We start from the raw sequence: 15,193 nt of genomic DNA on the forward strand, positions 1-15,193 counted from the left end.
CCTAAAGTACTTTTACATATTCAACAGTTTTTAAACTAACAGTTGAAGTTATTGCCATTGTTACTGCTGAAATTAAACCTCATATTAAAACACCTTTAACTGTAGAACGATATGGATTAAAATCATTGTTTATATAATTATCAATAAAATCATATTCCATAATATCTAATCATTCAGCAATAATTGTTGGGATTGAATATCATCCAGCAATATTTCCTATAACTTCACCGAAAATGGTTGAACTTAGTATAATTTTATTTTGTATTTTCATTTTTCTTTTTATCTCCTTTTTAAAAATATAAAAAACCATTTACTTTTAAACTAAAGTAATGGTTAAAAATTTAAAACTTATATTCAGTTTACAATTAAGTACTATATCAGAAAAAATTAAAGATATAAGAAATTAGATATATATATATATATAATAAATTAATAAAATTGTTACTATTAATAGTAACAATTTTATTATTATAAATTTGGTAAATTTGGTTTATATTCTTTTACTGTATGTTGTATATTTTGTAAATTATCTATTTTTTGATCATTTGCCTTATTTTTTATATGATTAAAATTATCATTAAGAATGGTAGGTATTTTATCTAATTTTTGGTTAAGTATTATTTCTAATTCATTAATTTCTTTTTCCAAAATTTGGCATTCTTCTTTTAATTTTAGTGCTCTTTTTTCTTGCTCCATTACTTTTTTTCATTTCATTGTATGTCTTTGTCCACTAATTTTCATTTCTTGTCCTCATTTTTTACTTAATTCTGGATTATCTTCAATTAAATATTTATTACGTATTATTTTATATTTAGAATATAATTTTTCTTGTTCTTTTTTAGTATTTGATATTTTTATTTTTTGCTGTTTATAAAGATTATTTAATTCATTAAATTTGTCGATAAGAATTCATATTGATTCATGATATTTTTTTATTTCTAAATTTAGTTGATTAATTTCTATTTTCTGTTTTTCAGTCATTTTAACTATCCTTTATAAATTAATTATTTAAAAAATAATTAATTTATATTTCCTTTCATTTTTCTAAATAAAAAACTATTATTTTTATTTAAAAATAATAGGTTAAAAACTCATATCAAGTTTAACTAAATACTATCATATTTGATTAATAAATATAGAAAATTGATTAGAAGATTTAAAATTATATTTCAACTCCTTTTAAATCATTGATGTTTACTCCTATTTTTGATATAAATAATTTGTATTTAAAATAATACAAATTTTTATTGAAAATAGAAGAATATTATTCTTAAATATTTGGTAGTTTTAAGAACTTTATTCACTAAAATAAAGTTCTTTTGATTTTAGTATACAATTAAATTATACGTTTGAAGAAAGGTTGGTTGATAATGCAATTTTTTAAAAAGAAGCATATAGAACAAAAAACAACAACCATGTTTAAACAATTTTCGCAACTATCGAAAGAAGAAGTTATCCAACAATTAGATGGTAGTATGTACGGATTAAAAAAGGAAGAAGTAGAAGACAGACTTAAAAAATATGGTAAAAATGTTTTTTCTCATAAACGATTTGTTTGATACAAAAAATTAATGCACAATATTTTTAATCCTTTTATTATTGTTTTAATGATAATAGTTATCTATAATTTTATTAGTTACAGTGTTATTAATACTAATACTGATAAAAATGTTGATTTGTACAGTGCTATTATTGTTTTAGTAATGATTATTTTGAGTGTTTTTATATCTTACTTTCAAGATTATCGTTCCTATAAATCTTCAGAAAAATTACGACAATTAATTGAAACAACAGCCAGTGTTTTTCGGTTTAGTAATAAAAATAAAAAAATTGATTTTAATGCTTTAAATAGTGTTGCCAATTTTACAAAAGAAGTATTAATTGAAAATTTAGTACCAGGTGATATTATTTTCTTATCTTCTGGTGATATGATTCCTGCTGACGTTCGAATTTTAGTTTCAACCGATCTATTTATTAATCAATCGGCACTAACTGGTGAAACATTTCCTGTTGAAAAACACGCTATTAATACTAAAGATGATAATAAAAAAAGTAGTATCCTAGAATTAGAAAACATATGTTTTATGGGTACTAGTATTGTTTCAGGTGGTGCTATTGCTATTGTTATTGCATCAGGTGTTAATACTTATTTTGGATCAATTGCTAGTGCAGTAACTAGTAAACGTCCTGTTACTAGTTTTAGTAAAGGTATTAAAAAAGTTACTTACATTCTTATTGGTTTTATGTGTGTAATGGTACCATTAATATTTATTGTTAATGTAATTACTAAAAATAATATTTTAACAGCGTTAATATTTTCAATATCAGTTGCTGTTGGTATTACCCCCGAAATGCTACCAATGATTGTTAGTGCTAACTTAGCAAAAGGTGCAATTAGATTATCACATAAAAAAGTAATTGTTAAAAATTTAACTAGTATTCAAAGTTTTGGTGCAATGGATGTTTTATGCACTGATAAAACTGGTACTTTAACTGAGGATAGAATTGAGTTGGTTAAACACTTAGATCCAGAAGGTGTTGAATCAAACAAAGTTTTAGAAATGGCATATTTAAATAGTTCTTTACAAACTGGATTAAAAAATAATATTGATAAAACAATTGTCCAACACATTAAAGCTCATCATAATAAAATAGTTGAAATGCCCTATCGTAAAATTGATGAAATACCTTTTGATTTTATAAGAAGACGAATGTCAATAGTAGTTTCAAAAGATAAAATTAATAATACTTTAATTTGCAAAGGAGCAGTAGAAGAAATATTAAAAATTTGTACTAAAGTTGAAATTGGAGGGAAAGTAATTGCCTTAACTGATAAAATTAAAGAAAATGTTTTAAAATTAAGTACGGAATTAAATAATGATGGTTTACGAGTAATTGCAATTGGTTATCAAGACTTTGCTAGTGACAAAACAATTTTTAAAATAGAAGATGAATCTAATTTAGTTTTATTAGGATATATAGGTTTTTTAGATGTACCTAAACCTAGCGCTATTAAAGCAATAACAACTCTTAATCAACACGGAATTGATGTTAAAATTTTGACTGGTGATAATGAAATTGTTACTAAAGCAATTTGTAAAAAGGTGGGGTTAGAACCAGGAATTCCTTTATTAGGTAGTGACATTGAAGATATGGATGATCAACATTTACAAGCATTAGTAAATAAAACTACTATTTTTGCGAAAATGGACCCATTACAAAAATCAAGAATTATTGATATTTTAAAGTTAAATGGTCACACTGTTGGCTTTTTAGGTGATGGTATTAATGATGCTGTTGCTTTGCATCACGCTGATGTTGGAATATCTGTTAATAGTGCTACTGATATTGCCAAAGAAGCATCTGATATTATTTTATTAGAAAAAGATTTAGATGTTTTAGAGCAAGGAGTGATCAGTGGTAGAAATACTTTTGGTAATATTTTAAAATATATTAAAATTACTATTTCCTCTAATTTTGGTAATTCATTAAGTATTTTAATTGCTTCAATTTGATTACCTTTTTTACCAATGATGGCAATTCAAATTTTACTACAAAATTTATTATATGATATTTCTCAATTAGCAATTCCTTGAGATAGGGTTGATGAAGACTTTATTAAAAAACCACAAAAATGAAATGCAAAAAGCATTTTACCTTTTGCATTCTGGAATGGACCGCTAAGTTCAATATTTGATATAACCACCTTTTTATTTTTAGGATACGGTTTACATATATTTGCCAATTTTGTTAATGTAGATCCTAATAGTGCTGCTGGCATATATCAACAATCATTATTTCATACTGGATGATTTATTTTAGGAGTTACTTCACAAACATTAATTGTACAATTATTACGAACTTCTAAGGTACCTTTTATTCAAAGCATGCCATCTCATCAGCTATTTTTAACAACAATTATAATTACTATTATTGGCATTAGTATTCCATATACACAATTAGGAGCTACTATTGGTTTAACACCAATTCCTTTAATTTTTTATGCTTATTTAGCTGGCGTTGTCATTGTTTATTTCATTGCTAGTCAATTATTAAAAATGATATATATAAAGGTTAATAAACGCTGATTGTAAACTAAATTTTAATTTTAAGATAAATGTATTCGATTTTTTTAAAAATTATGATATAAATAAGTGTAAAACTAAAGAAAGTTTTTGTATTCCTGTTACTTTATTAAAAGTAACAGGAATTTCATATTATAGATAGGAACAGATAAAAGTATGCTAACATTAAATTACCTTATTGATCAATTTCAAAATAAAAAAATTCAATTTTCTATTATTGAAGATTTTATGAATAATCCAAACATTAGTGATGAGGAAGTTATTGGTTTAGATAATAACAATAGAAATGCCCTTCATAATAGTTTTTTATTAGATTTAGATGAAGGAGCAGAAATAGAAGATGAATATAACTATGATCCACACGAGGAAGGTTGAGAAACTTCAAGTGAATTAATAGAATTTACAACTAATAAAATAAAACTTATTAATTGATTAATAAATTTTAAAAAAAATGATAAAAATTTTTTAAATCAACAAGATATTGAAGGAAATTCACCTTTACATTTAGCAATTATGAAACAATATATTGTAGACTGAAAACTTGGAGGAGAGTTTAAAAATATAGCAAAGCAACTAATTAATAATTCACAAGTTAATCCCAATTTAGTAAATTTGCAAAATGAAACTCCATTTTGCAAATTATTAATACAAGAAATTAATAAAGCTGATGCATATCCGACAAATAAAGAAATTCGTGAATTAGTTAATGATTTTCAAAATAATTCTCATTTTAATATTAATAGTGTTAATATTAAAAATCAAAATCTTTTACATATTATTGCTAAAGAAGGTAATAAAACTGATTTTAGAATTAATTTTGCCATCACTAAAAAAACTAATTTTTATCAAATAGATGATAATGGTAATATACCTTATGAAATAGCAATCCTAAACAACAATTTTGATATGTTAGAAATAATAGAAAATTGCAAATATTTTGATATTAATACACCTATTGATGAGTTTAATAACACTATATTACATAGAGCAATTAGAAGTAATAATAAAAAAATTATAAGAACACTATTATTAAAAAATGAAAATGGTGATTTAGAAATTAATTTTGATATTAAAAATAAAAATAATGAAAAACCTTTTAAATTTGAAGATATGATAATTGATTGATTACATCAATTACCAAGAAATCAAAATCAAATTGAAATGATGATTATTGATTTTTTAATAACAAATGAATGTAATTATAATAATTATATAACTAGAGAAGGATTAACTTGATGAACTTTAGCTATTAAATATAACTTAAAAGAAGTTACTAATTATTTGGTTAATAGTGTATTAACTGATATTAAAAAAATAGATAGTAATCCTTTTAAAAATAAAAATTATCTTCTTGATAATGAGATAAAAGAAGAAGTAGATAGTATGTTAGATGATTTATCATATGTTGATTCAAAAATTATAACATTTATTAAAAAACTTCCAAATTGTTCTAATTTTAATGAATTACAAAAAGATGTTTTAGAACAACGAGTAACTGCTTTTCATAATTTCAAAAAATATCAAACTGATCAAAATTTATCTGATAATGAAAAAGCAATTTTTAAGATATACCTAGATGCAATATTAGATGAAGATGATACAAATTGATCAGAAGAAAAGAAAACAGATTTTAATAAAGTAAAAGAATGATTAACAAAAGAAGAAGTTAACAAAGAAAAGCGTAAATTAGAAAATACAGAAAAAAATGATAGCGAAAAAAGAAGAAAGTTATCAATTGGATAACTACTACTAAAACTTTTCTTAAAAATTAATATTTTAATAAAAATAACTGTAAAATAATAATAAATAGTTTCCATATTATTTATAAAAATAGATAAACATTATTGTAAAGTTAATTAAATTTGTTAATATTGTTACGTTGTATAAATAAAAATATTTTTATTTTTCAAAATATATATTAATTTTCTTTATTATATTAGATTTAAGGGAGCAAAAATAAATGAAAAAAATACAAATAATAACAATATTATTATTTATTTTAACTATTTTATTTATAATTTCTGGTTTAATTCTCATAGATTTTTGTGATTATCATTCTCATATTCGTAATCAAACAACGTTAAAGTTTGAAAATATAGAAAGAAATGGATTTCAAATATTAGCTATAACTAGCACATATCATATTTTAGAATATTCACCAAAATACGTATGTTATATAAGTCAAAATATTGGAAATTATTATAATTGAATAGAATTACAAATTGGATTTATTTTTTGTATAATTTTAACTCCAATTTTTGGATTTTTTACTATTGCATTAACTTTTTTAATTATTGGTTTAAAAGTAAAAATAAAAAATAATAATTTTTGAGATGCAATCGAAAATTGTGAAATAATTAACAATTACTATATTCATTAAAATTTAATAATTTATATTTATTATTAATATTTCAATACTAACAATAATATATTATTTTTTACTATTATTATTTTTCTACATTTCAATAATGTTAAATGTTATTATATTTATATAGTTTAAAATGATATATAGGTGATATAAATGAAATTAAAAATAAAAAATATTGGTCCTTTTAATGATACTTCTTTAATTATTGGTGATATTACTATTATTGCTGGTGTTAATGATACTGGTAAAAGTTACTTAAGTAGGTTAGTTTTTGCAATGGTGAAAATTGCTACTAGTGATATTAAGTCAGAAATAATTAAGAATTTTTTTAACTTTGCTGAAGATACTTTTACATAAATTGAAAATACTGGTAGTAATTTTCTTGAAACAAATTTTAATAGTAGTGAAAAAGAAAGTACTTTATTTAAAGAAATTGAATCTATTTATAATAATATTAATCTAAATAATAAAACATTTATGCAAAAATGAATAACAAATTTCAACTATAAAATTGAAAAATTTAATAATTTTTGAATTAATTTATTAACAGACTATCATCAATTGCTAAAAATAAATGATGATTTAATTACCAAAACATTACAAAGAATTGAATTAGATACTAATAAAGATAGTTACAAAATTAAAATTATTAAATATACAATTAATATTATTAATAATGATATTTTACAAACCTTAGAATTATTTAATAATAAAGATACTGATATCATTTCATATTTAATGGCTAATATTCTTCGTGAAAACTTTCATGGTGAAAACTTAAGAAATAAAAAATATAATAATAAAGATAGTTATTTAAAACTTAGTTTAGACAATAACAAAACTTTAACGATCAATATTAATGAAAATAATAAATTTTCTTTAGAACATGAGTTTAATTATTTAGAAAATATTATTGAAAATTCAATAATTGATGCTACTTATATTAGTGATACTGACCAAATTTTAAATTTAATGATTGAAGAAAGTCTTAGTAAAAAACAATCATCATATATGTTAGAGAGTGAAAAATTAAAATTATCATTAAATAACATTTTCAAATTTAAAAAGTGTCACTACTTAGATGATTTTAAAAATAAAATTAATATTCAAAAAAATATTGAACAGTATAGTAATTTGAAATTAGTATTAATTAAACAAAAAATTAATCAAGAACTTGAAAACTATTTTGGTAATGAAAATAAAATTAACTTTGAAAATGGTAGTTTAACTAAAAATGGTATTACCATTAAACTTGCTAACTCCTCACGTGGATTAAAAATTATTCAATCATTTAAAGAAATGGTTAAAAGTGACTTTTTTAAAGAAGGTAACTTAGTAATTATTGATGAACCCGAAGCCTATATTCATCCAGAATGATAATATTTATTTACTAAACTATTATTAAATATTTCTAAAATAATTAATTTTAAATTAATTATTTCAACACATAGTCCATATATTCTTGAAACAATAACTTCACTAGCAAGTCGTGACTTTAAAAACTTAAATTTTAAATATAATTTTATTAATAAAGATAAAAATTTTGATTCTTGTATAATTGAAGAGAATAGTTTAGATCACATTAATGAAGCTTTAAGTTATCCATATAGGGAGTTAGACGAATATGAATTTAAATGAGACATTAAAAAATAATTTAATATTTATTTATAAAAAAAATAAAAAAAACATTTCGTTTGTTATCTTATAGTACTGCTTCTAAAACATATTCTTCAGATTCTGAAGAATATGCAATTGATGGTGATAATCTTAAACTTTTATGTTGTAGTCATTCACGTGGTATTAAGTCAATTGATGCTATCACTTATAATAAAAGAAATGAATTTTTATTCATTGAATTTAAAATTCAAAAACATTTTCATGAAGATATTATTAATGATTTATCAAAAAAATTTACTGATAGCTTTATTTGTTTTCAACATAATATTGATAAAAAACATGAAATTTCTTTTGACAAAATTAAATGTTTTTTTGTATTTAATATTAGAAGAGAAACTGATCGTAATATTAGAAATATCAAAAGAATTAAAAAGAAATTAAATAATAAAGTTGATGAATTAAATAAAGAACATCGCATTTCTTTAAATTTTAAAATCATTTATTCGTCAACTTTTGATCATAGTATTGATTATTTTAAAATGGATGACTACTTTAGTGAAGTTAAGTAAAATTTATATTTTAAAATGAAAAATGCACCGTAATTAGATTATAAAATCATTATGGCGCATTTTATTTTTATTTTACTAAAATTTTTTTAGTAAACTTTTTTGATTTACTTGTTGTAAGTTTTGTATTATTTACTACTGGTTTTAATTTGTCAAAATTAACATTTTTAATATCATTATTTAGTTCTTGATTTTTACAAATTTTATATATTTTTTTATTCTTTCATTTTTTAACATTGACTTTCTTGCTTTATAAATCTTAAATGCTATAACTGATCCAATTACTCCACCAATTGCATATGGCATAATTTTAATTAAAGTTTCAATTCCTGAAAAAAATGAAGTAATACCATTATAAAATGATTCAATATTATTACCAATATTATTAAAGAAAGTTTTTACATTATTACCAAAATCTTTAAAGGCAGTTTCAAAATTATGAACAAATGTTTGAAAACCTTCACTAATTTCATTACTCAGAGATTGAAACTCCTTACCTAAATCATTAAAAAAAATTCTACATCATTACTAACAATTTGAAAACCTTCACTAATTTCATTACCAAGAGATTGAAACTCCTTACCTAAATCATTAAAGACATTACTTGCATCATTGTTAAAATATTGAAAATTAGTATTTAAATCTTTTGTAAATACTTCAAATTCTGAACTTATATTATCACCAAAATTATTAAAGAAAGTTTCAGTATCATTTCCAAAAGACTGAAACTGTGAACCTAGATCATTAAACAAGTCTTCGATAGGATCAAAATGCATAAGTAATCCTCCTTTAAACTATATCTGATTTTATTATTTGTTTCATTAACATATATGATATTACATAGAAATAAGAGGTTTTTGGTTTTCTTGTTTATCAGTAACAGGTTTTGAAGATGAACTTATAGACATTAAATTAGCAGCATTTATTACATCTTGAGAAATAGGATTACCCTTATTTAAAGTAGCAAAAGTCATAGGAGCAGTAGATAATGTGTTTGCTAATTCTTTTGTAAGAATATCATCGACTGAATTATTTTGAATACTCAATTCTTTTAATTGTTGTTCTTGCTTTTGAAATTTTGCATCTAATTTCATGTTTCGTAATAAAAGTTCTCTCTTTTTTATTGCTTCTTCTTTTAATGCTAATTTTTTTTCAAAATCAGTATACAAACTATTTTCTTTGTTTTGTTCAAATTCTTCTTCGGATTCTGAATCTGATGAATTATTTATATTTTCTAATAGCATGTTTTGTAATTTTTCTTGTCGTTTTGCTTTTTTTTCAGCAATATTAGCTTTGTAATTTTGTTTTACAACAGATCCTATTATTGCTCCACCAACAGCTGATGAAATTCCAACAGGCACATCAAAAATAGTATTAGGATTATTATCAGTAAGTCCTGCACCAAATCCACCTGCTAAAAATCCTATCGCACCACCTAATGTTGGTGCATGATTAGTAGCAATTTTTCCCGCTTTTTTTGCTGTACTTTTTGTTTTGGATATCATTTCTTCTTGTATTGCTTTTTGTTTTTTATAATTTTGAAAATTTTTATATTCTTTTTCTGTCATTTGTATATTTTGTATATTTTGTATATTTTTAGGCATATCTTTTTATCTTCCTTTCAAATATTTTAATTTAATAAAAAACCTAATATAAAGAAATATCTATATTAGGATTGGACATTTATTAAATTATAATTTATTTTTTTTAATATGTCAATTAAAATTCTTTTTTTGTCATTATTTAGTGATAATTTCCTATTAGTTATCGAGTAAAAATTTCCCAAAAGTGAAGTTAAATATACTTGGTGATAAATATGGAAAGAAGTATGACTATGAAAGAAAAATATAAATACAAAATTATAAATGATATTATTATTAATAAATTATCTAAACATCAAGCCAAGAATAAACTTAATCTAACTATTAGAAGAATTAACCAATTAATTCAAATTTTTAATAGAGAAGGTAAAGTTGATTTTATTCATAAATCTCGTAATAAAATTTCTAATAAGGCAACAAATTTTGAAATCAAAATTAAGATTATAAACTTGTATAAAACAAAATATTATAATTTTAATTTTCAACATTTTCATGAGAAATTAATTAATGAAGAAAAAATTAAGATTTCATATAGCACACTTTATATTATATTAATTAAAGAAAAAATTACTTCACCAAAAAGACATAAAAATAAAAAAAAATAACTTACATCCAACAAGAAATCGAAGAACAAATTTTGGTGAATTAATTCAAATGGACGCCAGTAATCATCATTGATTTGGTAACGATAAACCAAAATCATTTTTACATGCTGCAATTGATGATGCTACAGGAAATATTGTTGGACTATGATTTGATCATCAAGAAACATTAGATGGTTATTATAATATTTTTTATCAAATTTTAACTAATTATGGAATACCAAAAACATTTTATACCGATAATAGAACAGTTTTTGGATATAAGAAAAAAGTTGATGCAGGAAAAATAAATACAGAAAATGACACTTATACTCAATTTCAAAAGTCCTGTAATGATTTAGGTGTTGAAATAATCAGAACTTCAATTCCGCAAGCTAAAGGTCGCGTTGAACGCTTATTTGGAACACTTCAAAGTCGTTTAATTAGTGAATTACGACTTAATAAAATTAGAAATTTAGAAGAAGCTAACAAATTTCTTAAAACATACATAAGTACTTTTAATAAACAATTTGCCTTTCCTATTGATGATACTAAATCTGCTATGGTTAAAGCTCCTACACAGGAAGAAATCAATATTTATCTTTCAAGATTTTCTAAAAGAAAAACAGATAGTGGTTCAACCATAACATATTATGGTAAAAAGTATTTTCCTTATAAAAATAACAAAGTTCAATACATACAACCTAGAACTGATGTAATTGTACTTAAATCATTTATTAATGAATTATATCTTAGTTACAATAATCAAATGTATGAACTAAAAGAAATAGCACAAAAACCAATTATAAAAGAAAATTTAATAAAAACTAAAAAAGTTTATATACCCAATAAAAATTATCCTTGAAGATATGGATATCAATAATTTTTAATTAAAATTAAAAATCTATTTTATAAGATATTTAATTTTATAAATACTAAACCATATAAAATTTTAAAACGTTTGCGTATGAGCAAATTTGGTGTTCTAAAATTGATTTTAAATATAAAAGAAATTGTAATTGCAATCTCTCGTTTTTACATTTGTGGTAAGTTTGATTTAGTCGGATTTATTAATAAATTATTTAAAGTTACATTATTAATTTTATTAACATCTATATTTATTTCACTATTTGATTTTCTTATATATAATTCTTTTACTTTTTTAATATTTCCAAAAAGTTCGGGAGCGTACCGATGTTGTCAATAATATTCAAATTTGTCTTAAAATTATAAAGTTAGACGAGAATAATTTTGACTTCAATATGCAATTGTATGTTAATCTTAACACTTGAAAAATATTAGTCAACAATAATACTTACTTTTATAACACAAAAATTCTTATTAAAGCATCTTTAATAAGTTTTATTTTATTTTTGGTTTTTTAAAATCTTTAATTTTAATTTATAATAACTGGATGGCAGTATTTATTTGATAGCATTTAAAATTAACCATTTTTGTATACATATCAATGTTATAAGTTCTATCACCAATCATATGCTTTAAAATTTGTTTAATATTAGTTTCAGTAAAGCAACCAATATTTTCAACTAGTGCTTGGTTTAATACACCATCTTTTGCATTAATAAAATAACCAACTTTTAATTTTTTATATTGCAAAGTTAATGATTGTAAAAAATCAATTAATTCATAATATTGACCTTTTTCAAATAAAGTTATTGCATTTTGATAGTGTAATTTAGCAATTTTATTTTTTCTTCTTCCAGCCATTATACCAAGAAATAAAACATGAAAAGCATGGAATTTATCTAAAATAAATTTAGCATTTAAAATTGTAGCAGTTTTTCTAATTCATTTTGCACTATCACCACAAACTATTAAATTTGCTTGGTCAAAGTTTTCAAAATATAAATTACCATATTTTTGAATAAATTTAGCTGTTTTTTCTGCACCAATTTCTGTTTTTGATACTCTTATTTTACATACAGCTCTTTTATTAATTAATTTTCCATTTTTCTTTTTACCAGTACAAAATACTAATAATCTCATAGAATATTTTTTACAATTTTTAGTATTGTGTTTTTCATTAAACTTAAATTTTCTATGCCCATCATCAATATTTATATATAAAGTTTGATTTGGTTGCAATAGTATTTTAGGGATATTTGCTTTTGGTAATTCAAATTTTTGATATGTTCTACAAACTGTACTATTACTTATTAAATCTTCAATAAAAGTATCACAAACATCACGATATTTTTTATCATCAGCAAAATATTTTAAAATTTGTTTAATAACATCTGGTGCTAATTTACTATACTTTTTAACACCAAGATAGTTATCTAGCAATGAAACAAATTCCTTTTTTTGTGTTTTTGGGTTATAATGTATACAAATACGTCGTTTATAATTTAATAAACCTTTTTTTGTTTTTAATTTTCTTTTTCTAAATCTATATGATTTATATTCAGATTTATCACATATACTTCATAAATAATCATCTATTTTTGCAAATAATTCTTCTGTTTGTTGTAAATTTAATTCATCTTGATTAAAATAGTGTTTGTCTCAATCAAAATGATTAGGAAATGGTAATTTTATCATTTTTAATTTTCCTTTCTTTTAAATAATTTAATTTTAACTTATATATGTTAATAAGGAGTAAATATGGCTTTTATCACTAGTTATGCACAATTAAATAAAAAATATAATCTTAATTTTAGTGATAATAATTATGGTTTTAGTTGAGATATTTTTAAACAATTTGTTGGTGATGAATGAGCAGAATATTTTACTACTAATTGTTTTTATCGTTTTATTCCAACTGCACGGGGAACAAGAAAAACTTGAAATTGTTTAGCATTTGATTTATTTATATGTTGTAATTTTAGTGATAGTAGTGTTCAAGAAGTAAGAAGATATGAAAATACTCATAGTGAAACTACAATTGGTGCTTTAATGAATGTTTGTCAAGTTTTATTAGATAAATATAATATTAATTTATTACCTAATAATCCACATGGTATTAAATGAAAAATAACTAAGGATGGTGGATGTATTATTTTTCCTAATAATCAACAAATTGACTTTATTGGTTATGCTAATGGTAATAAAATTTTTGGAAAAGAAGCAGGTGGGTCAAGTTTTTTAGGTTCAAGAACAGATGAAATTATTATGGCAGAAGAAAAAGAAACACTAACAGAAAAACAATTAACATATCGATATGAACGTTTACAAAACTCTATGTTTAGAAGTAATCGTATTAAAGTATCAAAAGAACCTATTAAAGAATGAAGTTGAACGTTTATTGATAAAAATATATATAGTCCTAATTTTGGAAAAAAGATTACTCGCTATTTTTATAAAAGTTTTTTTATTACTTTTACATGTAATCCTTATGATAAATACCATCCATTTTATTTAAAATACTGTACGCCATTTTTACCATTAAATGATAAAGTGATGGAAAATCTTAAAAAAGTTGGCAAAATTTATTATGAAAATCAAGATATGTTTAGTGGTTTAGGTTTATTTGTTTTAAGATTTACTATTCAACCGTTTTGAAATAAATTACCAGATATTCAAAAAAGAACATTATTAGAAATGAAAAAAAGTAATCCTGATGAATTTAATACTGTTTTTTATGGTTTTGAATTTTTAGATAGTGATGCAACAATTTTTCCATTTCAAAAAACTGTAAAATATTGACAATCATATGACTTAAAACAATTTTATAATCAAGAAAAAGAAATGTATAAATTTGATTTTTATAGTGTTGGTATTGATTGAGCTACGGGACCAAAAGACCATACTGTATTTATGGTAGTTGGTTTTAAAGAATATAATAATACTGGTTATTATGATGCTTATATTATTTGTGAATTAGTAGTTACTCCAAATGATTTTATTAATGAAAATGAAAAAATTAATGCTTATGTTAATGAAATTTTAGGATTAATGGATAATTTTGAAAATTTTGAACAAGCAATTTATTTTTATGATGATAAAGCACGAACTGCCATGGATTGATTAAATCAAAAATTAATAGATGAACAAAATACAATTTTAATAACACAAACTGCTATTAAACATGCTTCAAATTTAAATCAAGAAGCCGGATTAACTAATAGAGTAGTTTGAATGAGAAATATTATGAGTTATGGAAACTTTTATGCAAATAAAAATGATTTACCAAAAACTACTCAATGTTTAGAAGAATTACGTTATGATGAAACAAAAACTAACATTCCTGACAGAAATATGTATCAAGACCCATATGATGCATTATTTTATGCACTATATCCATATAAAAATGTAATTAGGGGTAAAAATAATGCTACTGTGAAAAAAAGTATCTTCACATTTGCTATATAATAAATAATTTCAATATTATTAATAGTATAGGTCTCACAAAATA

General features: G+C 22.1%; 13 protein-coding genes and 1 pseudogene. 8 read left to right on the forward strand and 6 right to left on the reverse strand.

The genetic code is table 4. The annotated features are described in order from the left end of the window. Window position 1 precedes the first annotated feature (1 nt). Together AACK81_RS03825 and AACK81_RS03830 are read right to left on the reverse strand one after the other, a co-directional pair. Window positions 2-271 (reverse strand): hypothetical protein, encoded by a 270-nt coding sequence (locus tag AACK81_RS03825; protein ID WP_338962823.1) that lies wholly within the window; start codon window positions 269-271, stop codon window positions 2-4. 197 nt (window positions 272-468) lie between these two features. Next, window positions 469-981, reverse strand: a complete 513-nt coding sequence (locus tag AACK81_RS03830) for a hypothetical protein (RefSeq protein WP_338962825.1) — start codon at window positions 979-981, stop codon at window positions 469-471. A gap of 389 nt (window positions 982-1,370) precedes the next feature. On the opposite strand from AACK81_RS03830, the gene mgtA reads away from it, so the two are divergent. The 5 genes from mgtA (at window position 1,371) to AACK81_RS03855 (ending at window position 7,833) form a co-directional block, all read left to right on the forward strand. Beyond that, entirely contained in the window at window positions 1,371-4,094 is a 2,724-nt protein-coding gene (mgtA, locus tag AACK81_RS03835; protein WP_338962828.1) for a magnesium-translocating P-type ATPase, read from the forward strand. 147 nt (window positions 4,095-4,241) lie between these two features. Beyond that, window positions 4,242-5,828, forward strand: coding sequence for an ankyrin repeat domain-containing protein (locus AACK81_RS03840; RefSeq protein ID WP_338962830.1), 1,587 nt, complete (start codon window positions 4,242-4,244; stop codon window positions 5,826-5,828). A 217-nt stretch (window positions 5,829-6,045) separates the two neighbouring features. Then, complete coding sequence (locus AACK81_RS03845; RefSeq protein WP_338962833.1) at window positions 6,046-6,465, forward strand: hypothetical protein; 420 nt, start codon at window positions 6,046-6,048, stop codon at window positions 6,463-6,465. Window positions 6,466-6,606: 141 nt separating this feature from the next. Beyond that, window positions 6,607-6,810 carry a hypothetical protein gene (locus tag AACK81_RS03850; protein WP_338962835.1) on the forward strand — a complete coding sequence of 68 codons (204 nt, stop codon included), beginning with the start codon at window positions 6,607-6,609 and terminating at the stop codon, window positions 6,808-6,810. Between the two features lie 120 nt (window positions 6,811-6,930). Then, entirely contained in the window at window positions 6,931-7,833 is a 903-nt protein-coding gene (locus AACK81_RS03855; protein WP_338962837.1) for a hypothetical protein, read from the forward strand. Here AACK81_RS03855 and AACK81_RS03860 read toward each other — a convergent pair. After that, a complete protein-coding gene (locus tag AACK81_RS03860) occupies window positions 7,812-8,036 on the reverse strand; it encodes a hypothetical protein (protein ID WP_338962839.1) in 225 nt (74 codons plus the stop codon). The genes AACK81_RS03855 and AACK81_RS03860 overlap by 22 nt on opposite strands. A gap of 111 nt (window positions 8,037-8,147) precedes the next feature. On the opposite strand from AACK81_RS03860, the gene AACK81_RS03865 reads away from it, so the two are divergent. Beyond that, window positions 8,148-8,639, forward strand: coding sequence for a hypothetical protein (locus AACK81_RS03865; protein WP_338962841.1), 492 nt, complete (start codon window positions 8,148-8,150; stop codon window positions 8,637-8,639). A 494-nt stretch (window positions 8,640-9,133) separates the two neighbouring features. Here the strand turns inward: AACK81_RS03865 and AACK81_RS03870 are convergent, their stop codons facing one another. Both AACK81_RS03870 and AACK81_RS03875 read right to left on the reverse strand, forming a co-directional pair. After that, on the reverse strand, window positions 9,134-9,412 hold the full coding sequence (locus AACK81_RS03870; RefSeq protein ID WP_338962844.1) for a hypothetical protein: 279 nt from the start codon (window positions 9,410-9,412) through the stop codon (window positions 9,134-9,136). A 60-nt stretch (window positions 9,413-9,472) separates the two neighbouring features. Continuing rightward, window positions 9,473-10,240: a hypothetical protein gene (locus AACK81_RS03875; protein WP_338962846.1), complete on the reverse strand. Its 768-nt coding sequence runs from the start codon at window positions 10,238-10,240 to the stop codon at window positions 9,473-9,475. A gap of 212 nt (window positions 10,241-10,452) precedes the next feature. Here AACK81_RS03875 and AACK81_RS03885 point away from each other — a divergent pair. Further along, window positions 10,453-11,701, forward strand: a pseudogene (locus AACK81_RS03885) (ISNCY family transposase). A 518-nt stretch (window positions 11,702-12,219) separates the two neighbouring features. Here AACK81_RS03885 and AACK81_RS03890 read toward each other — a convergent pair. After that, a complete protein-coding gene (locus AACK81_RS03890) occupies window positions 12,220-13,380 on the reverse strand; it encodes an Mbov_0401 family ICE element transposase-like protein (RefSeq protein ID WP_338962852.1) in 1,161 nt (386 codons plus the stop codon). Between the two features lie 63 nt (window positions 13,381-13,443). Between AACK81_RS03890 and AACK81_RS03895 the strand changes: the two genes are divergently transcribed. Beyond that, window positions 13,444-15,150 carry a hypothetical protein gene (locus tag AACK81_RS03895; RefSeq protein ID WP_338962854.1) on the forward strand — a complete coding sequence of 569 codons (1,707 nt, stop codon included), beginning with the start codon at window positions 13,444-13,446 and terminating at the stop codon, window positions 15,148-15,150. Window positions 15,151-15,193: the final 43 nt, after the last annotated feature.

The sequence above is a fragment of the Spiroplasma endosymbiont of Lasioglossum villosulum genome (assembly GCF_964020195.1).
Lineage (GTDB): Bacteria > Bacillota_I > Bacilli_A > Mycoplasmatales > VBWQ01 > Spiroplasma_E > Spiroplasma_E ixodetis_A.